Genomic DNA, 26248 nt, shown 5'->3' on the forward strand with positions numbered 1-26248 from the left:
TCTTCAGGCCCTAGGGTAGCGGATGATTGACGCTGCGCAACTGTGATCCTGAACCGGGGGGATTACAAATTGTTCAGGTTTTTCCGGAGAGAAGCGCCAGGGCCCGGGCATGGACAGCCGGGTCTCCGGCCACCAGCACGTCGCCCGCCGAGTCCAGCGTCAGGGGGCGTCCCTGCCAGTCCGTCGCCATCGCGCCCGCGCCCGTCACCACGGGCAGTGCGGCCATGAAGTCATAGGGTTTCAGGGAGGACTCCACGACCAGGTCGACGAACCCGCTGGCCAGCTGGCCATAGCAGAAGCAATCTCCGCCATAGAGTGTCAGGCTGCAGGCCTGCTCCAGGGAGGTATAGGCCCCGGCCTGTGGTCCCTGGAACATGTCGGGCGATGTGGTGCGCATAATGGCCTTCCCCAGATCGGGACAGGGCCGGACGCGAACGTCCTGTAGTCCGTTGGCGTCACGACGTCGGCTCGGGTGCCCCGCGGCACCGATCCAGCGTTCGCCCAAGGCCGGCATCTCGATCACGCCGAGAAGCGGACGTCCCTTGTGCAGCAGAGCCACCAGCGTCCCGAACAGGGGATTGCCGGTAATGAAGGCCTTCGTGCCATCGATGGGATCCAGGACCCAGATGTAGTCGGCGTCCGGGTTGTCGACGCCAAATTCCTCGCCGAACACGCCGTGATCGGGAAAGCGCTGCGAGATCGCCTCGCGCATACGCTGCTCGGCGGTGCGGTCGGCGATGGTAACCGGGGATTCATCCCCCTTGGTGTCAATGGAAACCGAGGTACGGAAATAGCTCCTGGCAACCGCCGCGGCCATTCCGGCCAGCTCCTCCGCGAAATCCACCAGCCTCGGCGGACAGGTCGACTGCGAATCGGACACCGCCTCCATCAGGCTCAGTTGAGCGGCGGCGGGTTTTCAGCCTGTTCGCGCAGGTAGGCGATCATCGCAGCGAGATCCTCCTGGCTGCGAACGCCGGCGAAGGTCATCTTGGTGCCGGGCATCCATCCGCGCGGGTCCTGAAGATAGGCGGCCAGATTCTCGTAAGTCCATTCCTTGCCCGCCTCGCGGGCGTCGGTGGCCGCAGAGGAATAGTTGTAGTCATCGCGATGCGCCACGGGCTGCCCGACCACATTCCAGAGATTGGGGCCGACACGGTTCGCCCCGCCTTCCTCGAAGGTATGGCAAGCCGCGCACTGGCGAATCTTGCCCTCGCCCTCGGAGGGGTCGGCCGCGGCAATCATCTCGCGCAGTTCACTGTCGCCCTCCGCGGCGTCGGCTTGCTCGTCCTCGCCACTTGCGTCCTCGGCGTCTTCGCCCTCGGCACCATCTCCGTCTTCGCCCGACGCTTCGCCAGTCTCCTCGCCCTGGCTTTCCTCGACAGTGCCGTCTTCAGCACCTCCTTCGCCTTCTGCAGCTTCACCGTCTTCGCCGCCCTCTTCACCTTCAGCAGTTTCGCCCTCTTGAGCCTCCTCACCTTCCTCGGTGCCTTCACCTTCGCCGTCGCCGCCCTCGGCTTCCTCCTGGGCGGCGGCGATCTCTTCCTCGCTCGGCAGCGGCTCGGGGTCGTCACTCAGGGTCCGCAGGTAGGCGATCAGGTCGGCACGATCCTCGACGTCACTCATGCCGTTGTAGGTCATGCGCGTGCCGGGCGCGTATTCATTCGGATCCGCCAGGAAGGCATTCAGCTCTTCATAGTTCCAGGGCTGGTCGGACATGCCGGCCAGCGCATCGGAGTAGTTGAAGCCCTCCGCATGGGCATGGCTCGCCCCGACGATATTCCAGAGATTGGGGCCGACCCGTTGGGCTCCCCCCTCCTCGAAGGTATGACAGGCCTGACAGGCGCGCGTCAGCGATTCGCCGTTTTCCGGATCCGCATCCCCCAGCAGGGCAATCACCGACTCCAGGGTCTCCTCCTCGGCCTCGGGCGCCTCGGACGGCTCACCATCCGTCACCTCAACAGGATAGGCGTCCTCATAAATATCCTCAGGCGACACAAGAAGCTGGGACACAAACCCGGCCGACATGGCCACGATGCCGGCCGTCAGTACAGCCGCCGCTACCTTGTTGAATTCCAGTGACATTGCGTATCGCTACCCTGTTGACTATCGGCTGCGGAAGGTGAGGCCGGACAATAGCGACCTCGAGCGGACGGTTCAATATCCAGAAGCGCGGAAATCTCGGCCGTGTGCTGCGACAAAAAGCGCTTGTCGCACGAGAAGCGCCGGTTTTTATTCCCCTCAACCCCGTGGTTTCTTCTGTTAACCTCTCACAAGCAAGAAGTCGAGCAGCATGTCATCACCCCGCAATCCCGTCGTTCTTGTCCCGGCCCGCATGGCCTCCACCCGCCTGCCCGGAAAGCCCCTGGCCGACCTGCACGGCGAGCCCATGATCGTGCATGTCTGGCGGCGCGCCTGCGAAGCCGGCATCGGTCCGGTGGTGGTGGCCGCCGCCGAGCGCGAGATCGTCGAGGCGGTGGTGGCCGCCGGCGGCCAGGCGGTCCAGACACGGCCCGACCATCCTTCGGGCTCGGATCGCATCCATGAGGCTCTCGGCCATATCGATCCGGAGCACCAGTACGATGCCGTGGTGAATGTCCAGGGCGACCTGCCCACCCTGGCGCCGGAGGCCATCCGTGCCGTCTTCGCCCCCCTGTCGGTTCCGGAGGTGGATATCGCCACCCTGGCGGCCGAGATCAGCGATCCGGCCGAGCGCAGCAATTCCAACGTGGTGAAGGCCGCCTGCCTGTTTCCCGAGGGCAGCCGGCAGGCGCGCGCCCTCTACTTCAGCCGCTGTCCCGTTCCCTGGGACCAGAACGACCCGAGCCTGCCGCTCTATCATCACATCGGGCTCTACGCCTATCGCCGCGCCGCCCTGGACCGCTTCGTCACCCTGCCGCCCGGCCTGCTGGAACAGCGCGAAAAGCTTGAGCAGCTGCGCGCCCTGGAGCACGGCATGCGCATCGATGTGGCCCGCGTTGACACGCTTCCACTGGGTGTCGATACTCCCGACGACTTGGAGCGGGCACGCCGCCTGCTTTCCCCGGAGAACCAGGCAAGGTTACAAGGCGGGTCCGGAGCATGAGAGAGAGCAGCAACGCAATCGCATTCCAGGGTGCCCACGGCGCCTTCTCGGAAATGGCCAGCCGCAGCGTCTATCCTGAACGCGCGACCCTGCCCTGCGAAACCTTCGAGGACACCTTCATCGCAGTGCGCGATGGCCAGGCGGAACTGGCAATGATTCCCATCGACAATTCCAGCGCCGGGCGTGTGGCCGACATTCACCACCTGCTGCCGCACTCCGGTCTGCACATCATCGCCGAGCATTTCCAGAAGGTGGAACACCAGCTGGTCGCCCCGAAAGGCGCTACGCTGGAAAGCCTGCAGGCCGTGCACAGTCACGTGCACGCTCTCTCCCAATGCCGCAACTTCCTGCGCGAGAACAACCTGAAACCGGTCGTTCACGCCGACACCGCCGGCGCCGCCGCCGAGGTGGCCGAGCGCAACGACCCCAGCCAGGCCGCCATCTCCTCCTCGCTCGCCGCCGAGATCTACGGCCTCGACACCCTGGCCCGCGACATCCACGACGCCAGCCACAACACCACGCGCTTCATCGTGCTGGCCCGCGATCCCTCGGATGTCGAGCCCGACAGCGGTTCCATCGTCACCTCGCTGGTCTTCCGGGTGCGCTCGGTACCGGCTGCGCTCTACAAGGCACTGGGCGGTTTTGCCACCAACGGCGTCAACCTGACGAAGCTGGAAAGCTACATCCTGGACGGCAGCTTCACCGTCGCCCAGTTCTACGCCGACATCGAGGGGCACCCCCAGGACAAGCCGGTGCGTCTGGCCCTGGAGGAGCTCAGCTTCTTCAGCCGCGAGGTTCGCATCCTGGGAGTCTACCCGGCCTCGGAGTTCCGCGCCGGCGGCGCACCGCTCTAGCTTGCCGTGGTCCACGGCTCCGCAGGCAATTCACACCGCGTGCGCCCTACGGTAGAGCTTGTCCGGTCCCATCTCGCTCAGCGCATTGATCCCCATCAGCCCCATGTCCCGGTCGATTTCCGCGGCCAGGATATCGATGGCGTGGCGCACCCCTGCCTGACCCGCGATCGCCGCGGCGTAGAGGAAGGGCCGCCCGACGAACACGAAATCCGCCCCCAGCGCGAGGGCCTTCAGCACGTCCGTGCCGCGCCGGATGCCGCCGTCGAACATCACGGGAAGAGTCCCTGATTCGGCGACGATGTCGGGCAGGGTTCTCAGGCCCGAGACGGCCCCGTCCAGCTGGCGGCCGCCGTGGTTGGAGACGATGATGCCGTCGACCCCGGTCTCCCTTGCAATGCGCGCATCCTCCGGCGCCAGGATGCCCTTGATGATCAGGTTGCCCGTCCACTGCTCGCGGATCTGCTTCAGATGCTCCCAGTTCAGGTGATCGCGCAAGCCCAGATCACGGGTAATGTTCTGCGAGACGATCGGGGCGCCGCGCTCGGCATAGGAATTCTCGAAGTGCGGCATGCCGTGGCGCAGCAAGGTGCGGGCGAAGGTGGTGAGCAGCCAGTTGGGCCGGACGAGGCCGTCATAGGCCAGCCGCAGGCTGGGCCTGAGCGGCGTGGAGAAACCGGCGCGCACGTTGTTCTCGCGGCTCGCCAGCACGGCCGTGTCGACGGTCAGCAGCAGGGTTCCGTAACCGGCGCGCGCAACCCGGTCCACCAGCGCCCGGATGCGCGGCGGCTCACCGGGCAGGTAGGCTTGGAACCAGGACTCCGGCGCGGCCTCCGCCACCTCCTCCAATCGGGTCAGGGACGAGCCGCTCATGATCATCGGGATGTTGGCCTCGGCTGCGGCCCGGGCCATCACCAGGTCGCCACGATAGGCCATCAGTGCGCTGATTCCCATGGGTGCGACGCCGAAGGGCGAGGCGTAGGTCTGGCCGAACAGCGTGGTGGCCTGGGAGCGTTTGGAGACGTCGGTCAGGATGCGCGGGACGAAGCCGTACTCCTTGAAGACGGCTCGGTTGTCCTCCCGTCCCGTGTTGTCCTCGGTGCCCCCCACGACATAGCCGAACAGGGGACGGGGCAGATGGCGCCGCGCCGCTGCCTCCAGGTCATCCAGCGACAGGATGCGGCGTAGCCTGCGCGACGGTCTTCCGAGACTCGTCGCGGCAGGTTCTGTCTGCTGCGGGTCTTCCTTGTTCCCTGTTTCCGACCCGTCGGGCGTGATCTCGCTGCTGGCATTCGACACGGCACTTGCCTTCCTTCCTCGTCTTCCAGGCCGGCAAAGATATCGGGCACGCGCGACGGCGCAAGACGGCAGCGCCCGCTGTCACGGGAAAACGCAGAATGAATGCAAAACCGGCCGCAAGCGGTTATCGCTCACGGCCGGCAATGTCATAGCTGTTCGTCGCCTCGGTAAAGATCAGGCAGCCTGATAGATTCCGGCCGCCTTGACGTTGTCATCCACATAGCCCTCGAACTGCTTGAAGTTCTTCTCGAAGCGCTGGGTCAGGTCACGCGCCACACGGTCATAGGCCGCCTTGTCCGTCCAGGTGTTCCTGGGATCCAGCACCTCCTCGGGTACATCGGGGCAGCGCTTGGGCACCAGCAGACCGAAATCCGGGTGGATGAAGCCGTCCACCTCGGCCAGGCGCCCGTCCAGGGCGGCACGGATCATGGCCCGGGTGTGGCGGATGGACATGCGTTCGCCGACACCGTACTGCCCGCCGGTCCAGCCGGTGTTCACCAGCCAGCAGCGCGCGCCGGTGCGCGCCATCTTCTCGCCCAGCATCTTGGCGTAGACACTGGGATGGCGGGGCATGAAAGGTGCTCCGAAGCAGGTCGAGAAGGTCGCCGTCGGCTCACTGCCCATGCCCTTCTCGGTGCCGGCCACGCGCGCAGTGTAGCCCGACAGGAAGTGGTACATGGCCTGTTCGGGCGTCAGCTGGCTGATGGGCGGCAGCACGCCGAAGGCGTCGGCCGTCAGCATGATGATGTTCTGCGGCTGGTCCCCCATGCCGCTGTCCGCGATATTGGGGATGAACTCCAAGGGGTAGGAGGCGCGGGTATTTTCCGTCAGCTCGGCTGAGTCCAGGTCCAGGACACCGGTATCGGGATCCATCACCACGTTTTCCAGGACCGTGCCGAAACGCCGCGTCGTCGCATGGATCTCCGGCTCGGCCTCCTCCGACAGGCGGATCACCTTGGCGTAGCAGCCGCCCTCGAAGTTGAAGACGCCGCGATCCGACCAGCCATGCTCGTCGTCGCCGATCAGGGTGCGGCTGCCATCGGCCGACAGGGTGGTCTTGCCGGTTCCCGACAGCCCGAAGAAGATCGATGTGTCGCCGGCCGGCCCGATATTGGCCGAGCAATGCATGGGCAGGACGCCTTCTGCCGGCAACAGGAAGTTCAGGATCGAGAAGACCGACTTCTTGATCTCGCCGGCATAGGAGGTGCCGCCGATCAGGACCAGGCGGCGCGCAAAGTTGACCAGCACGAAACATTCGCTGTTGGTGCCGTCGGTGTCCGGATCCGCCTGCAGGCCGGGCACCTGAATCACGGTGAAGTCCGGCTTGAACGAGGCCCTCTGCTGGGCGGAGGGGCGAATGAACATGTTCTGCGCGAAGAGATTGTGCCAGGCATTCTCCGTGATGATACGCACCGGCAGCCGGTATTGCGGATCGGCGCCGGCATGCAGGTCCTGCACGAAGATTTCGCGGCCCTGAAGATAGGCGCGCACCTTGCTGAGGATCCGGTCGAATTGCTCCGGCTCCATGGCGACATTCACGTCACCCCACCAGATGTCGTTCTCGCTGCCGGGCTCGCGGACAATGAACTTGTCCTTCGGGGAGCGGCCGGTGTGCTGACCAGTCCGAGCAACGATCGGACCACCCTGTGCGAGACGCGCCTCCTGGCGCCGAATGGCGGCTTCATAGAGCGCCGGTACAGAAAGATTCCAGTTGGCACGGGCATAGTTTCGCAGGCCAAGATCCTGCAGCCCATGGTTGCTTATAACGGGTCCTGTGTCTTCCACGGTAGTTCCTCCCAGAACTTTGGCTGTCTTGTTCATTAAGCCAAGGGCGCATCGGTTTCAAGGAGGGCACCAGCATTCACACGGCGTCAATTTGCCGCAATTCACCTGTAGTTTTTTGATTTTCCAACAAGAATCGTGAGAGAGGAAAACTGGCTCAGGCGAGGCTCACCACCTGTGGCAATGATCAGGCCACCTGGCAGGTCTGGCTTCCCGTGGCGGGAATGGTGACCCGAAAGGTGGTGCCCTGGCCGGACGTGCTCTCGGCACTCAGGGTTCCACCATGCATCTCGACCAGCGAGCGCGAGATGGCCAGGCCGAGGCCCACGCCCTCGTGCTGTCTGGCCAGCGTTCCATCCACCTGGAAGAACGGCTTCGTGATCTCGCCGATCTTGTCCTCGGGAATGCCGATCCCGGTATCGCTGACCGCGAAGACCATGTCGCCGCCACCGAGACGAGTGACCGAGATCTCGATGCGCCCGCCTGCAGGCGTGAACTTCACGGCGTTACCCAGCAGGTTGATCAGGACCTGGCGCAGGCGGCGCCCATCACCCTGGAACGCCGGCAAGGTCTCTCCATACGCCTCGCTCAGTTCCACACCCTTGTGCTGGGCCTTCTGGGCCAGGATCCGCATGCTGTCCTGCACCAGCTCACGAGCGTCCAGCATATCCTGCTGAAGATCCAGCTGACCAGCCTCGATGCGCGAGATATCGAGGATATCATTGATGATCGACAGCAGCTGGCTGCCGCTGTTGTGGATGTCCTCGGCATACTCCAGATAGCGCTCGTTGGGCAGGGCACCGAACGCCTGATTGCGGATGATGTCCGAGAAGCCGAGGATGGCGGTCAGGGGCGTGCGCAGTTCGTGACTCATGTTGGCGATGAACTCCGACTTCACCCGGTTCGCCTCGTCCGAGAGGTTCTTGGCGTACTGCAGCTTGGCGGCCGCCTGCTGGCGCTGGGTGATGTCGTGCAGCGTCAACACGATGCCGTTGACGGCCGTGTCATCGCCAAGGTTGCAGGCCGTTGCCTCGAACTCCCGGCGTCCGCGTCCCGGCAGGGTCAGATAGACGCCCTCGGCATGGCTCCAGGTGTCGCCGGATGTGGACTGCTGCAGGCGCGCCAGCAGGTCTGTCACCGCCGGTCCCTGCAGCAGGTCCTCGAGGCGGGAGTCCTCCAGGTTGTCACCCAGGCCGCTGTTGGGACAGGAGGCGAAGCGGATGCTGCCTTCGGCATCGACGACCAGGATGAAATCGCTGGCATTCTCCACCAGGCGCCGGAAGCGCGCCTCGCTTTGCCGCAGGATGTCCGCCTCGCGTTCGCGATAGGCGGAAAAGCGCCGGTCCACCGCCGTGGTCACCATCTGCAGCATCAGGATCGTGATGGTGCCAAACGCGATGACGAACGCCAGGATGTAGGGATCGATCTCGTATCCGCCGCCCTGCGCAGCGCCGGTACATATGGCCTGGAAATACGCAGCTTCCATGCCGATGTAATGCATGCCGTAGATCGCCAGTCCCATGATCAGGGCCGAGGCGATACGCCAGCCCCATCCGGACACGCAGGTCGTGATCCAGAGCGCCACGGTGGCCGCAGTGATGGCGACCAGCACGGACAGTCCCACCAGCACCGGGTCATAGGTCAGGTGGGCCTGCATGTTCATGGCTTCCATGCCGGTGTAGTGCATCGCCACGACACCCAGGCCAAGCGAGATGCCCCCCATGAAAATGGCAGAAGCCGATCTGCGACGCGCCACGATCGCAAACCCGACCAGGGCGGCGAGCATCGCCAAAACCACCGAGGCAAAGGTCAGGAAGAGATCGTAGGTGACATCCACTGGCAGCATGAAGGCCAGCATGCCGATGAAATGCATGGACCAGATGCCGCCGCCCATGGCCACCGCGGCAAGCAACAGCCAGACACCGCGACGCAAACCGCTGCTCTCCCAGATACGCTGGGCGGTATCCATGGCCACATAGGAGGCAAGGCTGGCCACAATGAGAGAGAGGGCGACAAGCAGCAGGCTGTATTCGCCTTGGAGAAGCGCATCAGACATCCGGAGCCTTGGTTCCTTCGTTCAGAGCCCGGAACCCGGTCCGGGAGTTTTTTCTTCCATCCTCCTACGATCTTAGGGGCGGAAAGGATTAAATTAGCGTTGATATGGAATTAAAATCTGAAAGAGCGGAAACTATATTTAGTAGCCGGTTCTGTGTTCGCTGCAGACGCGACAGCGAGCAAAGTTTGCCGTAAATTCGCCATACACCCGCGATAAGGCGCTAAGCATGATGACCACTGCAGCCGAACAACGCCCCGACGCTCATCACGGGGGGGATGGCCTCCAGCCCGATCGCTACAGCATCGCGCTGGTGGACGATGACCGGAATATCCTGACCTCGGTATCCATGGCTCTGGAGGCCGAAGGGTTTCGCGTGCGCACGTACGGTGATGGCTCCGAGGCCCTGCGCGGTCTCTCGGTCACACCCGCCGATCTGCTGGTGCTCGACATCAAGATGCCGCGCATGGACGGCATGGAGTTGCTGGGTCGTCTGCGCGAGACCTCCAACGTTCCTGTCATTTTCCTGACCTCGAAGGACGAGGAAGTGGACGAGGTCATCGGTCTGCGCATGGGCGCGGACGACTATATCACCAAGCCCTTCTCCCAGCGTCTGCTCATCGAGCGCATTCGGGCCCTGCTGCGCCGCGAAAAGGTCAGCAAGGACGAAGTTGCTCCCGGCGGCGAGGCGCCGATCCGGCGCGGTGACCTGCTGCTGGACCCAGCCCGCCATCTCTGTCACTGGAAGAACGAGCCGGTCAACCTGACGGTGACGGAATTCCTCATCCTGAAGGCCCTTGCGCAACGGCCCGGTCATGTGAAGAACCGGGACCAGTTGATGGATGCGGCCTATGGCGAGCATATCTACGTGGATGACAGGACCATCGACAGCCACATCAAACGCCTGCGCAAGAAGTTCAAGCAGGTCGACGACGACTTCGCGCAGATTGAAACGCTCTACGGGGTAGGCTACCGCTATCGGGATGCCTGACGAGCCGGCTCCTTGCCGGCATGGAGCGGAGAGAGGCAAAGCTTACGCATGGCCGGTTCAAGCCTGCTGACCGAGCAGACCGGCGGCACCAGCCGCAGCAGCCCGAACACGGCCCGTCAGCAGGACACGGAGCCGGAGGAAGAGGCCGTCGACGCCCTCTCCGACGAGGCGAACGTCAAGGGCAACTCCAGCAAGAAGGCACGGCGTCGCCCCGGCAAGGGCCAGGCAGCCCATGGCGCCAGCCGCAGCGATGACAGCGAGGGCGAACGCAACACCTGGCGCCGACCGGCCTGGCGCTCGCCCCTCACCCGTCGCATCCTGCTGCTGAATGTCCTCGTTCTGCTGATCCCCGTGCTCGGGCTCCTGCATCTCGATCAGTACCGGCAGAGCCTGATCGATTCCGAACAGGAGGCCATGCGCACCCAGGCCACGACGGTGGCCCTGGCGCTGGGCTCGGCAGCGGTGCGCGACGGGAACAACGGTGAGCAGGAACTGATGCACGAATCGGCCCGCCAGCTCATCCGCGTCCTGCTGGGCAATTCCCAGATGCGCGCGCGCCTCTTCAGCCAGGATGGGGACCTGATCGCCGATTCCAACCTGCTCGGAGGCTCCGACAGCCAGGTTCAGGTGGAGGAGCTTCCGCCACCTGACGACCCCGGGGCCTCGGCCGTTCGCAGCATCGGAACGCTGTACGATCATATCATGCGGCTCCTGACCGGCAGCCAGAACCTGCCGCTCTACCAGGAGAGTCCACAACAACAGGCCAAGGACTACGAAGAGGTCCTGCAGGCCCTGCAAGGCGAAGAGGCCACTATGATCCGTCGGGACTCGGGCAACCGTCTGGTGTTGTCCGTGAGCGTTCCGGTCCAGCGTTATCGCCAGGTGGTCGGCGGCCTGATGATGACCAAGGGCGGTGACAGCGTGGAGCGCGCTGTCCGCGATCGGCGCAGCGACATCCTGCTTGTCTTCGCCGTCGCCCTGGGCGTGACCGTGCTGCTGTCCTTCTATCTCTCCCACACCATCGCCGCCCCGATTCGACGCCTGGCGCGGGGTGCCGAGCGGATCCGCGGCAGCAGCACGAAAGCGAACGTGATCCCCGATCTGCGCAACCGCAACGACGAGATCGGCGACCTTTCCGAGGCCCTGATCGACATGACGGAAGCGTTGCATGCGCGTCTCGAGGCGATCGAGACCTTTGCCGCCGACGTGGCCCATGAGATCAAGAACCCCCTGACCTCGTTGCGCAGCGCCGTGGAAACCGCCAATCGGGTCGAGGACGAGGAACAGCGCAAGCGCCTTATGGGCATCATCCTGGATGACGTGCAGCGGCTCGACCGGCTGATCAGCGACATTTCCGATGCCTCGCGCCTGGATGCGGAGCTGGCGCGCGCGGAAAGCGAGCGGATCGAAATGGCCCGGCTGCTGGATGCCCTGGGCGAGATCCACAAGCCGCTTTGCGAGGACAAGGGCCTGACCTTCCAGATCAAGGTGCCGCAGCAGGATCCTCTGACCGTCCTCGGCCTGGAAGGCCGCCTCGGACAGGTGTTCCGCAACCTCATCTCCAACGCCATCTCCTTCTCGCCGGACGGCGGCGTCATCGAGCTCAGGGCCTGGCGCGAGACGGACCCCATCCTGGGGCCGGTGGTTGTGGCGACCATCAGCGACCAGGGTCCCGGTATTCCCGACGGCAAGCTGCAGGCCATCTTCGACCGCTTCTACAGCGAACGTCCGCAGGCCGAAAAGTTCGGCACACACTCCGGGCTCGGCCTGAGCATTTCCCTGCAGATCATCGAGGCCCACAAGGGCACGCTCATCGCCGAGAACCGTCCGGAAGGCGGAGCCTGCTTCATTGTGCGCCTGCCGGCAGAGGAGTGACACATCCGCGATGACAGACCTCTCCGACACCACACAGAGACCTGCCCCCTGCCTGCACGCCACCGCTGTGGCCGTGGACACTCCGCTGGGTCCGCTGGCGGTCCTGCTTCGCGGGGCCACGGGCTCCGGCAAGTCGGCACTGGCCCTGCGCCTGATCGACGAAGGCGCTCGCCTTGTGGCGGATGATCAGGTCGAACTTCATCGTCGCGGCTCCCTCCTGCATGCGCGCGCGCCCCAGAGCCTGTCCGGCCTGCTGGAGGTGCGCGGCTTCGGCATCGTCGAGGTTCCCTGCCTTGAGGAGGCACCCGTTGGCCTGATCGTGGACCTTGTCGAGTCTGCAGCAAGCGAACGCCTGCCCGAGGAACGCAGCGAGACCGTTCAGCAGGTGTCGCTGCCGCTTCTGAGCCTCGAGCCGGCCTCTCCCTCCGCAGGCGCGATCATCCGCATGGCCCTGCGCAGCCGATCCCAGAGCCTGTCGAACGCGCTACAGGACAGGTCGACAGGACCGGACGACAGGACCGGGGGAGCGAACTCCCGGGAAGGTGAGGCGCCTCCCTCGCTGATCCTCATTACCGGCCTGTCCGGGGCGGGTCGCACCCTGGGGCTGAAAGTGCTGGAGGATATCGGCTATGAAGCCGTGGACAATCTGCCGCTGGGACTGATCGACGGCATTGTCGGCACGAACGCACAACGCCAGCCCCTGGCGGTGGGAATCGACAGCCGCACCCTGGACTTTTCCGTCGAGCTCTTCCTGGAACAGATCGATCGCCTGGGGCGCAATCGGGACTTCAGCTTCTCTCTCCTGTTCTTCGAATGCGACGACGACGTCCTGCAGCAACGCTTCACCGAAACCCGCCGCCGGCACCCCCTCGCTCTCAACCGTCCGCTTTCCGAGGGCATTGTCGCCGAACGCAGCCTGCTGATGCCGCTGCGCGCCCGGGCCGACCAGATCATCGACACCACCGACCTGGCGCCGCCGGAGCTCCACCGCCTGCTGTCCGCCCGCTTCGCCTCGCGCACCGACTCGCGGATGCAGGTCTTCGTCACCTCCTTCTCCTACCGCTTCGGCCTGCCGCGCGAGGCCGACTTGGTGTTCGACGTGCGCTTCCTCGACAATCCGCATTACCAGGAGGAACTGCGCCCACTGACCGGACGCGATTCGGCCGTTCTCTCCTATATCGAAGGCGACAAGGCCTTCGCCCCCTTCTTCGAGCACCTCACAGAGATGCTGACCACGCTGCTCGAGGGCTACGAGGCGAACGGCAAGAGCTACCTGACCATCGCCGTGGGATGTACCGGCGGCCGTCACCGCTCCGTGGCCGTGGCCGAAAGGGTGGCACGCTGGCTCGAGCAGGGCCCGCGACCGGTCCATCTGTCCCACAGGGAACTGGAACGTAGCCGCCAGCCTGTGCAGGGCCGGACGAGGTCATAAGTACGCAGATGGCAATTGGAGGCTGCACCGCGCCCTGTTTTGCGCTAGAAAAGCCGACCGGTGCCGGCAAGGAGGTACAATGATCGGTCTCGTTCTGGTGACGCACGGCAACCTGGCGCGCGAGTTCGTCTCGGCCATGGAGCACGTCGTGGGCGCGCAGCGCAACACCCTGGCAATCTGTATCGGTCCCGATGACGATATGGAACAGCGCCGCCAGCAGATCATCGATTCCGTTGCCGAGGTGGATGAAGGCGATGGCGTGGTGATCCTGACGGACATGTTCGGCGGCACGCCCTCGAACCTGGCCATTTCCGTCCTCGATCAGAAGAATGTCGAGGTCATTGCCGGAATCAACCTGCCGATGCTGATCAAGCTGGCCAGTGTTCGCGACAGGGAGAAACTGGCCGGCGCAGTCCGCCACGCCCAGGAAGCCGGGCGCAAGTACATCCATATCGCCTCGCAGCTTCTGAAAGACGAGACGTCCTGCTAGGAGAGGAGCCCTTGGACACCAGCGACACGCCCTCGGCTGATACCGCGGTGCGACAGGTAACGATCTGCAACCGCAAGGGACTGCATGCCCGTGCCGCTGCCAAGTTCGTCAAGCTCGTGGCCACCTTCTCTTCCGAGGTCCTGGTCGTTCGCCGGGACCAGCAGGTCACCGGCTCCTCGATCATGGGACTGATGATGCTGGCCGCCGGGCCAGGCTGTGAACTGGAGATTCGCGCCCAGGGCCCCGATGCCGCGGAGGCCGTGGACGCACTGGAAGAGTTGATCGAGCGCAAATTCGATGAAGACTGACCGCGACAGCGATACGGATAACCGAACCGAAGCCACGGGCGAAGAGCGTGTCCTGCGCGGACTCGGGGTCGCAGGCGGCGTGGCCATCGGGCGCATCTTCTTCCGCGAGCCCAGCGACGTGCCGGTCTCCGAGAGAAAGCTTGCTCCCGAAGAAGTCGCCGACGAACTGGCCCGTTTCGAAACGTCCGTCGAAAAGGCGCGCCGTCAGTTGCGCAAGCTCCGCCAGCGCGCCACCAGCTTCCACGGATCGTCGGCCGAGGAACTGGGTTACCTGCTGGAAGCGCACGACCAGATGCTGCAGTCCGGCCATCTGCACAGCGGGGTCGCTCAGCGCATCGAACAGGAGCAGATCAACGCAGAGGCAGCCGTCGCGTCCGAGATCGACGCCATCGCCGAAACCTTCAATGCCATGGAAGACCCCTACCTGCGCAGCCGGGGCAGCGAGGTCCACCATGTGGGCCAGAGGATCCTGCGCAACCTGACCGATCGCTACTTCCAGAGCTTCGAGAGCCTGCCGCGCAACTCCATCATCGTGGCCGAGGAGATCACGCCCGCCGACACCGCCCTGATGGATCCCGCCCGCATCGGCGGCTTCGCCGCCGTGCTGGGCGGTGCAGAGGGACATACCGCGATCATGGCACGTGCACTCGGCCTGCCGGCCGTGCTGGGTGTTTCGGGACTCATGACCGGAATCGCGCCGGGCACGCCCACCATCCTCGACGGCGGGGAAGGCCTGATCTACCTGAACCCAGGCCCCGAGCGCCTGGCCTACTACGAGGAGCGGCGCAAGGAACAGGCGGCGGCCGTACGGGCTCTCTCCGGCATTCGCAACCTGCCCGCCGAGACCCTGGATGGCACGCGACTGACCCTGCAGGCGAACCTGGAGCTGCCTTCGGAGATTCCTGAGGCGCGCGATGTGGGCGCGGAGGGCATCGGCCTGCTGCGCACGGAGTTTCTCTTCATGAACCGCGAGGACCTGCCCGACGAGGAAGAGCAGAGCCGGCTCCTGGAACAGATCGTCTCGCAGATGGCACCGCTTCCCGTGACCATTCGCACGCTCGACGTGGGCGGCGAAAAGCTTGCCCCCTCGCTGGGCCAGCATATCGGGACCTCGCCCAATCCCGCCATGGGCCTGCGGGCCATCCGCCTGTCGCTCAAGATGCCTGACCTGCTTCGCACGCAACTGGCCGCCATACTTCGAGCCGCAAGAAAGGGCCCAGTGCGCATCCTGCTGCCGATGATCTCATCGCCCGACCAGGTCACGCAGGCACGCGCCATTCTGGAGCAGGTTGCCCGCGACCTGCGCGCAAGCGGAGTCGACATTCCCGACCCCCTGCCGCCGCTGGGGGTCATGATCGAGGTGCCGGGCGCCGCCCTAGCGGCCGATTCCCTCGCCGAGGTCTCGGACTTCTTCGCCATCGGCACCAACGACCTGATTTCCTATACACTCGCGATCGATCGTGGCGAGGAGCGTGTCGCCAACCTCTACGACCCGCTGCACCCCGGCGTTCTCAAGCTGATCCGGGTCGCGGTGGACGCGGCACGGCACGCGGGCAAACCGGTTTCGGTCTGCGGGGAAATGGCAAGCGATCCGCGTTACACGGCACTTTTCCTCGGGCTTGGCGTACGCGAACTTTCCATGGGTCCCAAGGCCCTGCCGCGCATAAAGGCACGCACGCGCATGCTCCACCACTCCCGTTCGCAGCTGCTGGCCGACGATCTGCTCGGCGAGAAACAGCGCGAGAAGATATCCGAGAAACTGGACCGCTTCCTGGCCGACCTTCAGACGGAGTGAGTCTGCCGCTCGTCGGCCGAGTCCCGCGAGATTGTGCCCTCGTCTTCCGAGGGGGCGTCGGGTTCGCTGAATTCCCCTTCCTGGACCTGCTCGGCCTCGATGGGGGGGATGCCGACCAGGTTCATGGAGCTGTGGCGTGGGGTGCGCCAGAGCAGGGTATCGAAGGTATCGCAGACACCGCAGCGCGCGCTCCATTTGCCGGACAGCGCACCGCAACTGCCGCAGACCCAGGCGGGGTCAGGGTTGGCCGTTTCCGCCTGCCGCAGCCAATCCGCCGCCTTCTCGGAATCGCCTTTCTCGCGCGCCTCCAGTTCAGCCATCATGCGGAAAACCCTGTGTTCCGGCGTGCTTTCCATCAGTGAGCGCAGATGCTTGCGGGCTTCACCCCAAAGTTCCGCATCCAGGTTGACCTGGGCCAGCGCCAGGCGGCTTTCCGGATGGGTCGGGTTGGCTTGCGTCAGGCGCTCGATGCGCTTGATCCGTTCGTAGGGCTTGTCCGATAGGCCCGGTTCCTCCAGGCAAACCTCAACGATGCCGGGATGCGGTTGCTCCTGCCAGCCCTGCTCCAGCAGCTTGCGTGCCCGGCGCTTTCGTCCCTTGCGGAAATCCAGCCGGGCGGCCAGCAGGACCGCAGGGATGAAGCCCGGCTCCAGTTTCAGTGCGCGTGCCAGATGCCGGCGAGCCGTCGCAGTGTCGCCCGCGGCCTCGGCCGCCTCGGCCGCTTCCATCAGGACAACGGCTCGCTTGCGGCTGGCCTCGGGTCTTGGCAGAAACCGCTGTTTCTGGCTTTCCCGCAGGGCTTCTTCGGCCTTGCCCAGGTCTCCGCTGCGTTCGCTGAGCTCGAACAGCCCGTTCAGCACCCAGGGGGTTTCCGGACGCAGGTTGCGGGCCCGTTCAAGATAGCGGCGGGCGGCTTCCTCGTCACCGTCGCGCATGGCCTGCAGGAAAAGACCGCGCAGTCCCAGGAATCGTGTCTCCCTGTACTCCAGCATCTCGGTGAAGCGCGCCCGTGCCGTCGGCTCGTCATTGTCCAGCTGGGCGGCCTGGGCCTCCAGCAGGCGGACCAGCGGCGGCTCGTCCAGCAGGTGACTGGCACGCCGCGCCCACTTGTCGGCCTCCGGGGCATCCCCGGCCGCCACGGCAACCAGGCCATTGGTGAGCGCCTCGTACCCCTTGCGGCGGCGACTGCGTTGCCGGGCTCGTACCAGTGAACGCGGAGTGCCACGCAGGGCCCGCCAAAAGCGATAGCCGAGCGCTGCGACCACCAGCAGGACGAAGACGGCGGCGAGCAGCAGGCCCACCGAGGTATCCACGCGATAGCCCAGCCACTCGATGGAGACATTCCCCGGCTGTTCCGCCAGCCAGACGGCAATGGCGACCAGGATCGCGAGCTTGACGAAGAAGAGAATGCCGCGCCACATCAGCTGTCATCCTCTTCGGGGGACTGCGTCTCGCCGGAGGCGTCATAGACATTCTGCCCCAGGTCCCTCAGGGCCCGCTCGGCCTGGAGCCGCTTCTTCGCGCGGGCAAGCCAATCCGATGCGGCTTCGGCAGCCGCTCCCTGCAGCGTCTCGAGTTCCTGCACGGCGGCCGCCAGCCTGTCTTCCTCCAGCCGTCGCTCGGCGCGGGCAACGATGGCCTCCGTGTCCTCGCCGCTGCGCTCGCCCACCGGACGCACGGTCACGAGCGCCGACGCCCGGTTCCAGATCTGTTCCGCCCAGCCCTCGGCGCGGCTTTCCCGGTCGCGCTGGACGATCTCCCGTGCTGTCGCCGGGAAACTCCGCTTGAGGGCGGCCAGGGCCGGCACCCCGTCACTGGCGCTTTCCTCCAACTGCTGCAACTGGTCCCCTATGGCGGCGTCATCGCCCTGCAGGCGCCGGACCGCCGCCAGTTCCTCGCCGTAGGGGCGCGCCTGCAGCACAGCCGTGCGCAGCTGTCCCATGGCAAATGCCGCCGCGGTCTGGGACTCCGCCCGGGTGCGAATCTGCGTCGCGGCCTCGGAGAGCTGGCTCAGCTGCCCCTCGAGTTCCGCCATCTGGCTCTGCCAGACCTCGCCGCCGGGAAGATTTCCGGAAATATCGTCGAGGCGTGCCGAGAGCTGACTGATGTCTTCGCCCAGGCTGTCCAGGCTGTCCTGTTCCTGGCTCGCACTGCGGCTGACCTGCTCGACCTGGTTCGCCAGTTCCGCCAGGCGCTCGTCCAGGCCCTCCAGCTGGGTCTGCAGTGGCTTCAGGTCGTCCGGAGTCAAACCGCTGGCATTGGCTTCCATCCGCTCCAGCCGGTCGTCTATGGCCGTCAGGCGCTCCGCGGTCTGCTGGGCTGTTCCCGCAGCCTCAGGGTCCACCAGCGGCAGCCAGGCCTCCCGGCCCAGCACGGCCGCACCGGCCCCGAAGATCAGCAACAGGGCGCCAATGAGCATGGCAGGAACGAAGCTCCCACTGCGCTGAGCGGATGTCTCTGTCCTGGGCTCGCTTTTTGCTCCCTCAGTGGTGGTGCCGGCGCTCTCGGTAGATGCGGGATCACGGTTGCGCCAGACATCCTCGGTGGTGCGCGAGGTCTCTGTCGCGGTTGTCGCGGGTTCCTCTTCCGGAAGGGATGTGGTGCTCTCGGCTGGGTCCCGGGCCTCTCCACCGGCGCGGGTTAATTCCGTCTCATCCAGCTCGATCTCGTGTTTCCGCGCGGCAGCGCGGATTTCCTCATGCCGGGACAGTGGGATATGGCCGCGGTTCTTCCAGCCCTGAACGGTGGATACCGCCAATCCCATCTTGGACGCCATCGGTCGCAGGCCGCCGAAGCGCGCGATGACCTGTTCCGCCGGATTTCCGCCGCCTCCGGGTTTCTCGGAGGTTTCGCCTGCATCGCGCTCGTCCGTCATGTCTCCGCTTTCCCGCTTCTCTGTTCATTCATCTGTTTCTCCGCCTGCCCGATCATCTCCAGCATGGCCTCCTGGTTGGGCGCCTCGGCCGTGTGCACGGACCGCCAGGGCAGGCAGGCAGCCGAGGCGACAGCCGGACTGAGACAGAAGGCCGCCAGCGATTCGCAGGCTGACGCCAGCCCCGCCTGCAGGACCAGTCTAGCAAAGGTCTCTGCCGTACGGGGCGAGAAAAGAAGTACAGCATCCAGGGTATCGGCACGCAAGAGAGCGTTTGTCGCAGCGGAAAACGCACGCGCCGGCAGCGCATCGTACAGGACGACGCGGCGCAGCTCGTAACCGGCACTTTCCAGTCGTTTACTCAGGCCCCCGGCAACATCGCGCCCGGCCGGGTGCAGCAGGGCGCCCGCCGCCGGATCGAGTTCGCGCCGGACCAGCTCGGCCAGCTTCACGGCATCGCCATCGGCCGAATGCACCTCGGTGAAACCGGCGTCCCGCGCTGTCGCGGCGCTGGCTGGCCCCACGGCATAGACTGGCAGGTCCCGCTGGCCGCAAAGGCGCATGTAGGCACGCAAACCGTTGCGGCTGGTCACCATCAGGGCCTGGACGCCCTGCAGGTCGACGACCGCCTCGTTGCGGTCTCGGATCTCCAGGAGCGGCTCGAGCCAAACTTCGTGCCCCTGGCTTTCCAGGGCACGCAGGGTTTCCTGCGCGTCCTCCTGCGGCCGGGTCAACAGCAGGCGCATTCAGAAAAGGTCCCTCAGCGCCTCGAAGAAAGCCTCACCGGCTGCAGCGCGCAGCTCACCGCCCACGGCACGGCCGATGTTCAGGGCATCCGCGGCCGCGCCCTGGTGTTCGGAGCGATGCATGCGGCTGCCATCAGGCTCGGCGACGAGCGCCCGCAAATTGAGATTTCCCTCGACCGTGTAATCCGCCAGTGCGGCAATCGGCGTACGGCAGGAGCCTTCGAGCACATCCAGGCAGGCACGCTCCGCGGTCACGCGCACCGACGTCCGCGGATCGTCGATTGCTCGTACGTACTCGATCGTACGCAAGTCATCGCTTCGGCATTCCAGGCCGATCGCGCCCTGTCCGGCGGCCGGCAGCATTTCTTCCACCGGCAGCACGGCCTGGAGCAGGTCCTCCCGTCCCAGGCGCTTCAGGCCCGCCAGTGCCAGCAGGGTTGCGTCCACCTCGCCCTCGGCCAGCTTGCGCAGGCGCGACTGGACGTTGCCCCGGAAGTTGACCACCTCCAGGTCCGGACGGGCATGCCGGATCTGCGACTGGCGGCGCAGCGACGCGGAGCCCACGCGGGCGCCCCGCGGCAGATCGGCAAGCGAAGAGCCATGCGGCGAGAAGAAGGCATCGCGCGGATCCTCGCGCGGCAGCACGGCCTCGATGGCATAGGCCTCGGGCAACCAGGTCGGTACGTCCTTCATGGAATGCACGGCCGCGTCGATGCGCCCATCCCCCAGGGCTTCCTCGATCTCCTTGACGAACAGCCCCTTGCCGCCGATCTCGGAGAGTGGGCGGTCCAGGACCCGGTCCCCGGTCGTCTTGATGACGACAAGCTCCACCGCATCCTCCGCCTGCAACTCGGGATGGGCTTCCGACAGCAGGCGCCTGGCCTCCTCTGCCTGCGCCATCGCAAGAGGACTGCCGCGTGTTCCGAGCTTCAGAAGAGGCATGAAATCCTGTCTTTCCTTGTTCCGTCCTCTGCCCCTGCCGGGCATCCAGGAGGAGACGGAAAAATTTCCCGCTGCCTTCTTTTGCTTGCCCCCGGCAGATGCCAGTTATAGGCATAGCTGCGCCGGGACATAAAGGGTCCCCGGGACATAAAGGGTCCGGCTGTGTGAAACCGCGGCATTGAAATGACTGTAGCGGATCAATGATTGTGCTGGCCAATGATCGTACTGGGCATCGAAACCTCCTGTGACGAAACCGCGGCTGCGGTGGTCTCCTCGGATCGTACGATCCGGGCTCACAAGGTCCTCTCGCAGATCACGGAGCACCGCGAGTACGGGGGCGTCGTCCCGGAAATCGCGGCGCGCAGCCACCTGGAGCATCTCGACCGCCTGATTGCCGCCACCATGGACGAGGCGGGCCTGTCCTTTCGCGCGCTGTCCGGCGTTGCCGCCACCTCGGGACCTGGCCTGATCGGCGGCGTGCTGGTCGGCGTGATGACGGCCAAGGCGCTCGCGGCCGTACACGACCTGCCGTTCCTCGCCATCAACCATCTGGAAGGCCATGCCCTGACCGTGCGGCTCAGCGACGGCGTCGAGTTTCCCTACCTGCTCCTGCTCGTCTCGGGCGGGCACTGCCAACTTCTGGCCGTCGACGGCGTGGGGCGCTATCAGCGTTATGGCGGTACTGTGGACGATGCTGCCGGCGAGGCCTTCGACAAGACGGCCAAGCTGCTCGATCTCGGTTATCCGGGCGGCCCGGCGCTGGAGGCGGCTGCGCGTCAAGGCGATGCAACGCGCTTCACCCTGCCCCGCCCCATGATGGGGCGACCCGGCTGCGACTTCTCCTTTTCCGGCCTGAAGACCGCCGTACGCCAGGCTCTGGCTGGCCTCGAAGCGCCGAGTGAGCAAGATCGCCGGGACCTCGCGGCCTCGTTCCAGGCGGCTGTGGCGGATATCCTGGAAGACCGCAGCCGCAACGCCCTGCAGCGCTTTCGCGAAGAACGCGGCCAGCCGGCGCCACTGGTGGTGGCCGGCGGCGTTGCCGCCAACGAGGTCCTGCGCCAGCGTCTGGGTCAGTTGGCGAACGCGGAGGGCACGGGACTTGTCGCGCCGCCGCTGCGCCTGTGTACCGACAATGCCGCCATGATCGCCTGGGCCGGCCTGGAACGCCTGCGATTGGGAGATCGGGCGCCACTGGATTTCCCCGCTCGCCCACGCTGGCCGCTGACGGAGCTGCGCCCTCCCGGCGATCCGGACGACGCCGCCACGTCATTGAAGACTGCCTGAAGGACAAGGGTCATGCTGAAGCGGATCGCCGTTCTGGGAGCCGGAGCCTGGGGCACAGCACTGGCCCAGATCGTGACGCTGGCCGGCGGTCGGGCCAGCCTGTGGGCGCGCGATCCCGCTCTCGTCGACAGCCTCAACAGCCGGCATAGCAACGACCGCTACCTGCCCGGCCTGGATCTTGATCCGAGCATCCGCGCCAGCAGCCATCTCGAGGAAGCCCTCGAGTCCGTCGATGCCGTCCTGCTGGCAACCCCGGCACAAAGCCTGCGCGAGGTCGCGGAACGCCTGCGCGCGCTTCTGCCGCAAGGCTGTCCGATGGTAATCTGCGCCAAGGGCATCGAGCGCGGCAGCGGCAAGCTGCCCAGCCAGGTTCTGGGGGAAACCCTGCCAGGACACCCGCTGGCCGTACTCTCCGGACCGACCTTCGCTGCCGAGGCGGCACGCGGCCTGCCCACCGCTGTGACCCTGGCCTGCCGCGACAAGCTTACGGCCAGCCGTCTGGCGGGAACGTTGGCCAGCATCTCCTTCCGCCCCTATCTCTCCGACGATCCTCACGGCGCCGAAATCGGCGGGGCTCTCAAGAACATCGTCGCCATATCCTGCGGAATCGTCGAGGGACGCGGGCTTGGCCAGAATGCGCGTGCCGGCCTGATTACCCGGGGAGTGGCCGAGATGGCCCGGCTGGGCGCCCACCTTGATGCCCGCCGCGAGACCTTCATGGGCCTCTCGGGCCTGGGCGACCTGACGCTGTCCTGCACCAGCAGTGCCTCGCGCAACTACAGCCTGGGGCAGGCCCTGGGCCAGGGCCGCAGCCTGTCGGACGCCCTGGCCGCCAGCCGCGGCGTAACGGAAGGAGTCTATACCGCGGAAGCGGCGGTGCTGCTGGCGCGCCGCCTGGGCGTCGATCTGCCGATCGCCGCTGCGGTCGATTCGGTTCTCAACCGGGGCGCCGACCTCGAACAGACCATTTCCGCCATGCTCAGCCGCCCGTTGAAACAGGAAACTGCCTGATAGAACAGCGAGAATCCACCTCAACACTTCCCCCTGCCGGAGAGCTGCTGTACGCTTGCCGACAAAAGCCATAAGCGGAGCCAGCGCATGCTTTTTGCCCTGATCTGTCACGACAAACCGAACAGCCTCGCCCTGCGCAAGGAAAAACGCCCCGCCCACCTCTCCTACCTGGAAGGACACCGGGACCAGCTTGTCTATGCCGGTCCCCTGATGGGTGAAGACGGACAGACTCCCGTGGGCAGCCTGATCGTGCTGGATGTGCCGGACAGGACGGCGGCCGAGGCCTTTGCCGCCGGCGATCCCTACGCCCGCGCCGGCCTGTTCGAGACCGTCGATATCCGTGCCACGAAACAGGTCTTCCCAGGATACTGACGCGCTGCCGGCGTCTTTATTCCACCCCCAGCACTGTGCCGGAGAGCGCCTGCGCCTTTACAGGAGGCCTGCCGGCACGGCAAAAGGACGTGCGAGATCGCCAACAGAGAATACAAGAGGCATGGCTCATGGCTTACTGGCTGCTGAAAAGCGAACCCAACACCTGGTCGTGGGACGATCAGGTCCGCGAGACGCGCACCCATTGGGACGGGGTACGCAACTACCAGGCCTCCAACAACATGAAAGCCATGCAGGCCGGCGATCTGGCCTTCTTCTATCACTCGGTCAACGAGAAACGCATCGTCGGCATCGTGCGGGTGGTGAAGGAGTACTATCCCGACCATACCGATGAAAGCGGACGCTTCGGCATGGTCGACGTGGAAGCCGTCAAACCGGTGCAAAAGCCGGTCACCCTGGCCCAGATGAAGGAAGATCCGCGCCTGGAGGGCCTGGCCCTGCTGCGGCAGTCACGGCTGTCCGTCGTGCCGGTTTCCGAGGATCACTGGCAGATCATCTGCGGCCTCGCCGGAACCGAGGCCTGAGCCCCTCTTTCAATGTCCACCTCTCCTGCTCCACAATTCCTTTGCCAGCTCGACGACATACCCGATGGCGGTGCGCGGGGGTTCGCACTGTCACAGTCGGAAAGATCCCTGGACATCATCGTGGTCCGCCAGGGCAGAACGCTTGCCGGCTACATCAATTCCTGCCCGCATCTGGGCACACCGCTGGAGATCTTTCCCGACCGGTTCCTGACGCGCGACGGCCGCCATCTGCTCTGCCACACACACGGTGCGCTTTTCACCCTGGATGCGGGAGACTGCATTGCAGGTCCCTGCAAGGGTGACCGGCTGCCGCCGGTGCCGCTGGAGCTGCGTGACGACGGCCAGGTTCTCGCCTGGCCACCGAGCGACAGCTGACCGGCGCTATTCCTACGCCTCTTCGGGAATGCTGCGTTCCGCCGGGAAGCTGACCGTGACCCGTGTACCTGCCCCGAGCGTGCTGGTCAGCGCGATCGTGCCCCCGTGCATCTCGATCAGTTCCCGACACAACGGCAGGCCCAGCCCCACCCCCTCGCTGGGACCGTCGCTCTCCTCGGATCCGATCTGCACGAAGGGCTGGAAAACACGGGCCACGTCCTCGTTCGACAACCCGATCCCGTTGTCGGACACGATCAGGTCCAGGCCCCCGTCGTCTCGCCGTCGCGCCTCCAGCAAAACCTCACCGCCGGGACGGTTGTACTTCACGGCATTGGCCAGCAGGTTGATGACGATCTGGCGGACTCGCCGCTCGTCACAGCGCAGCAGCGGCAGGTCCGTACCAACGTCCAGACGCAGCTCGACCTGCGCCGTGCGGGCACGGCCTTCCAGCATGCGCAGACAGTCCTGGAGCAGGCCGCGCGGGTTCATGTCCCGTTCGACCAGCTCCATCATGCCGGCCTCGACCTTGGATAGATCCAGGATATCGTTCAGCAGGTTCAGCAGAAGCCGTCCACTGCTGCGAATGTCTTCCAGGTAATCGCGATAGCGGGCATTGCCCAGCGGACCGTAGATCTCGCTGAGGATCAGTTCGGCAAAGCCGATGATCGCGTTCAGCGGGGTGCGCAGCTCATGGCTCATGCCGGCCAGGAAGCGGCTTTTCGCCCGATTGGCCTCCTCGGCGCTACGCCGCGCGGCCAGTAGTGCCTCCTCGGCGGCGCGCTCGTCGGTGATCTCGCGCACCGTCCCCTCGTAGTAGAGCGGGTTGCCGTCGGCGCCACGCACCAGATGGGCATTCTCGGTTACCCAGATGCGCTCGCGGGTCCTGTGCCGATAGATTTCCGAGACGAAGTTCTCGACTTCCCCATGTTCCTCCATCAGGCGCTTGAACTCCTCGCGCCGTCCGGGTTCCACGTACCATTCCTCGGCAATGTCGCCGACAGCGGTCAGCAACTCCTCTTCGCTGTCATAGCCGTTCAGTTTCACGAGCGCCGGATTGGCACGCAGCTGCCGGCCGTCGATTGTGGAGCGATAGATGCCCTCGCGCGCATGCTCGAACAGGCTGCGATAGCTGGCTTCGGCCACGCGCAGGCGCTGCATGGCCTCCACCTGTTGCGTGACGTCCTCGATGGTGCCGACGAAATAACCGTCCTGCGGCTCGTCCCCCTCAACCATGCGTGCGGTTTCGCGAACCCATATGATCCGCCCGTCTCGCCGACGCACCTGGCAGACCGTCGGCTCCAGGCGGCCTTCCTTTTCCAGGGTCTCCACCAGCAGACTCCGCCACTCGGGATCCACGTAGATATCCATGGCGACGGAGGTACATTCCTGGCGCAGTTGTTCCGGACCTTCATATCCCAGGATATCCGCCAGTGCCTGATTGACCATCAGGAAACGGCCGTCGCGCGAACTTCTGTAGAGACCGATGTGCGCGGTCTCGAAGATCGCGCGATAGCTTTCCTCCTCCATCGGCCGGGCCGCCTGCGCCGTTCCCGCCCTCGAAGGGTCCTCGTTGCTTCTTCCACCCGGCATGTGCCTCTCACCGGTCTTCTTCATGATCCAATGTACCTCGTGCCGCCTGCATGGCCGCCATCGATGATACACGCAGTCCCGCCATCGGGCGACTGTCCTTTGCTCCGCACGCATCAACTGGACGCAGCGAACGGCCACCAGCGAGCGCAAAGCCGTCCCTCGGACATTGACGAACAGGCCCCATCTGCTCTAGGTATAGCCGCCTTCCCGGCCAAAGCCGACGTAGCTCAGGGGTAGAGCAACTGATTCGTAATCAGTAGGTCGAGTGTTCGAATCACTCCGTCGGCACCATTTTCCTTTATAAAACAACTTCTTATAAGGGCGCTATTTCTTAAGGAGATTCCTGCTTCTTCGTTGGAAGCATATCGGAAGCTTGGAGAAAGTGTACCGCGCCAGCCAATTTGAGCAATTACGACAGGCTATTAATCAAGGCGCTGTCAGGTGCATGTCGATATGTGGGAAGGGGCCGGCAAGCGTTCTCTGTGGCAGGACCGGCACCGGCGACATCCAGCGCCGGGTTGCCTTGCAGGCTCGATGCACCGGTCTCTTCTCTCAT

Annotated in this window: 23 protein-coding genes and 1 tRNA gene; 14 read left to right on the forward strand and 10 right to left on the reverse strand. The window is 65.1% G+C overall.

Going from position 1 to position 26248, the window contains the following annotated elements:
- Positions 1-73: 73 nt before the first annotated feature.
- Both hisN and ACFOW6_RS11190 read right to left on the reverse strand, forming a co-directional pair.
- Positions 74-889, reverse strand: a complete 816-nt coding sequence (gene hisN / locus ACFOW6_RS11185) for a histidinol-phosphatase (protein WP_382422456.1) — start codon at positions 887-889, stop codon at positions 74-76.
- 5 nt (positions 890-894) lie between these two features.
- Positions 895-2082: a c-type cytochrome gene (locus ACFOW6_RS11190; protein ID WP_382422457.1), complete on the reverse strand. Its 1188-nt coding sequence runs from the start codon at positions 2080-2082 to the stop codon at positions 895-897.
- Positions 2083-2290: 208 nt separating this feature from the next.
- Here ACFOW6_RS11190 and ACFOW6_RS11195 point away from each other — a divergent pair, with 208 nt between their 5' ends.
- On the forward strand, positions 2291-3082 hold the full coding sequence (locus ACFOW6_RS11195) for a 3-deoxy-manno-octulosonate cytidylyltransferase (protein WP_382422458.1): 792 nt from the start codon (positions 2291-2293) through the stop codon (positions 3080-3082).
- Positions 3079-3936: a prephenate dehydratase gene (locus ACFOW6_RS11200; protein ID WP_382422459.1), complete on the forward strand. Its 858-nt coding sequence runs from the start codon at positions 3079-3081 to the stop codon at positions 3934-3936. The genes ACFOW6_RS11195 and ACFOW6_RS11200 overlap by 4 nt, the downstream gene beginning before the upstream one ends.
- Before the next feature lie 30 nt (positions 3937-3966).
- Here ACFOW6_RS11200 and ACFOW6_RS11205 read toward each other — a convergent pair whose 3' ends face one another.
- From ACFOW6_RS11205 to ACFOW6_RS11215, 3 genes are all read right to left on the reverse strand, one after another.
- Positions 3967-5232, reverse strand: coding sequence for an alpha-hydroxy acid oxidase (locus tag ACFOW6_RS11205; protein WP_382422460.1), 1266 nt, complete (start codon positions 5230-5232; stop codon positions 3967-3969).
- Between the two features lie 174 nt (positions 5233-5406).
- Positions 5407-7017, reverse strand: a complete 1611-nt coding sequence (locus ACFOW6_RS11210; RefSeq protein ID WP_382422461.1) for a phosphoenolpyruvate carboxykinase — start codon at positions 7015-7017, stop codon at positions 5407-5409.
- A gap of 184 nt (positions 7018-7201) precedes the next feature.
- Positions 7202-9070, reverse strand: a complete 1869-nt coding sequence (locus tag ACFOW6_RS11215; protein WP_382422462.1) for a sensor histidine kinase — start codon at positions 9068-9070, stop codon at positions 7202-7204.
- A gap of 226 nt (positions 9071-9296) precedes the next feature.
- Between ACFOW6_RS11215 and ACFOW6_RS11220 the strand changes: the two genes are divergently transcribed.
- The 6 genes from ACFOW6_RS11220 to ptsP all read left to right on the forward strand — a co-directional run bounded on the left by ACFOW6_RS11220 (position 9297) and on the right by ptsP (position 15958).
- Complete coding sequence (locus ACFOW6_RS11220; protein WP_382422463.1) at positions 9297-10058, forward strand: response regulator transcription factor; 762 nt, start codon at positions 9297-9299, stop codon at positions 10056-10058.
- A gap of 48 nt (positions 10059-10106) precedes the next feature.
- Entirely contained in the window at positions 10107-11933 is a 1827-nt protein-coding gene (locus ACFOW6_RS11225; protein ID WP_382422464.1) for a stimulus-sensing domain-containing protein, read from the forward strand.
- Positions 11934-11943: 10 nt separating this feature from the next.
- Entirely contained in the window at positions 11944-13365 is a 1422-nt protein-coding gene (gene rapZ, locus ACFOW6_RS11230; RefSeq protein WP_382422465.1) for an RNase adapter RapZ, read from the forward strand.
- 79 nt (positions 13366-13444) lie between these two features.
- Complete coding sequence (locus ACFOW6_RS11235) at positions 13445-13855, forward strand: PTS sugar transporter subunit IIA (RefSeq protein WP_382422466.1); 411 nt, start codon at positions 13445-13447, stop codon at positions 13853-13855.
- An 11-nt stretch (positions 13856-13866) separates the two neighbouring features.
- Entirely contained in the window at positions 13867-14163 is a 297-nt protein-coding gene (locus ACFOW6_RS11240; RefSeq protein WP_382422467.1) for an HPr family phosphocarrier protein, read from the forward strand.
- Positions 14153-15958 carry a phosphoenolpyruvate--protein phosphotransferase gene (gene ptsP, locus ACFOW6_RS11245; protein ID WP_382422468.1) on the forward strand — a complete coding sequence of 602 codons (1806 nt, stop codon included), beginning with the start codon at positions 14153-14155 and terminating at the stop codon, positions 15956-15958. Before ACFOW6_RS11240 ends, ptsP begins: the two co-directional genes overlap by 11 nt.
- On the opposite strand, the gene ACFOW6_RS11250 is transcribed toward ptsP, so the two are convergent.
- The 4 genes from ACFOW6_RS11250 to hemC are packed head-to-tail and all read right to left on the reverse strand — an operon-like array spanning position 15946 to position 20518.
- Positions 15946-17379, reverse strand: a complete 1434-nt coding sequence (locus ACFOW6_RS11250) for a heme biosynthesis protein HemY (protein ID WP_382422469.1) — start codon at positions 17377-17379, stop codon at positions 15946-15948. The two genes, ptsP and ACFOW6_RS11250, sit on opposite strands and share 13 nt — an antisense overlap.
- The gene (locus ACFOW6_RS11255) at positions 17379-18833 is read right to left on the reverse strand and encodes a COG4223 family protein (RefSeq protein WP_382422470.1); all 1455 of its coding nucleotides are present in this window, start codon (positions 18831-18833) and stop codon (positions 17379-17381) included. Before ACFOW6_RS11255 ends, ACFOW6_RS11250 begins: the two co-directional genes overlap by 1 nt.
- Entirely contained in the window at positions 18830-19576 is a 747-nt protein-coding gene (locus tag ACFOW6_RS11260) for a uroporphyrinogen-III synthase (RefSeq protein WP_382422471.1), read from the reverse strand. Before ACFOW6_RS11260 ends, ACFOW6_RS11255 begins: the two co-directional genes overlap by 4 nt.
- Entirely contained in the window at positions 19577-20518 is a 942-nt protein-coding gene (hemC, locus tag ACFOW6_RS11265) for a hydroxymethylbilane synthase (protein WP_382422472.1), read from the reverse strand.
- 216 nt (positions 20519-20734) lie between these two features.
- Between hemC and tsaD the strand changes: the two genes are divergently transcribed.
- From tsaD to ACFOW6_RS11290, 5 genes are all read left to right on the forward strand, one after another.
- On the forward strand, positions 20735-21802 hold the full coding sequence (gene tsaD / locus ACFOW6_RS11270; protein WP_382422473.1) for a tRNA (adenosine(37)-N6)-threonylcarbamoyltransferase complex transferase subunit TsaD: 1068 nt from the start codon (positions 20735-20737) through the stop codon (positions 21800-21802).
- Positions 21803-21814: 12 nt separating this feature from the next.
- Positions 21815-22813, forward strand: coding sequence for an NAD(P)H-dependent glycerol-3-phosphate dehydrogenase (locus tag ACFOW6_RS11275; RefSeq protein ID WP_382422474.1), 999 nt, complete (start codon positions 21815-21817; stop codon positions 22811-22813).
- Positions 22814-22900: 87 nt separating this feature from the next.
- Positions 22901-23185, forward strand: coding sequence for a YciI family protein (locus tag ACFOW6_RS11280; RefSeq protein ID WP_382422475.1), 285 nt, complete (start codon positions 22901-22903; stop codon positions 23183-23185).
- A gap of 128 nt (positions 23186-23313) precedes the next feature.
- The gene (locus ACFOW6_RS11285; RefSeq protein ID WP_382422476.1) at positions 23314-23727 is read left to right on the forward strand and encodes an EVE domain-containing protein; all 414 of its coding nucleotides are present in this window, start codon (positions 23314-23316) and stop codon (positions 23725-23727) included.
- Positions 23728-23739: 12 nt separating this feature from the next.
- Positions 23740-24102 (forward strand): Rieske (2Fe-2S) protein, encoded by a 363-nt coding sequence (locus tag ACFOW6_RS11290; protein WP_382422477.1) that lies wholly within the window; start codon positions 23740-23742, stop codon positions 24100-24102.
- Positions 24103-24114: 12 nt separating this feature from the next.
- Here the strand turns inward: ACFOW6_RS11290 and ACFOW6_RS11295 are convergent, their stop codons facing one another.
- Positions 24115-25716: a PAS domain-containing sensor histidine kinase gene (locus ACFOW6_RS11295; RefSeq protein WP_382422478.1), complete on the reverse strand. Its 1602-nt coding sequence runs from the start codon at positions 25714-25716 to the stop codon at positions 24115-24117.
- Between the two features lie 192 nt (positions 25717-25908).
- Between ACFOW6_RS11295 and ACFOW6_RS11300 the strand changes: the two genes are divergently transcribed.
- Positions 25909-25983: transfer RNA gene (locus ACFOW6_RS11300), tRNA-Thr, on the forward strand.
- Positions 25984-26248: the final 265 nt, after the last annotated feature.

Source organism: Fodinicurvata halophila (assembly GCF_042651425.1).
Classification (GTDB): Bacteria; Pseudomonadota; Alphaproteobacteria; order Kiloniellales; family DSM-21159; genus Fodinicurvata; species Fodinicurvata halophila.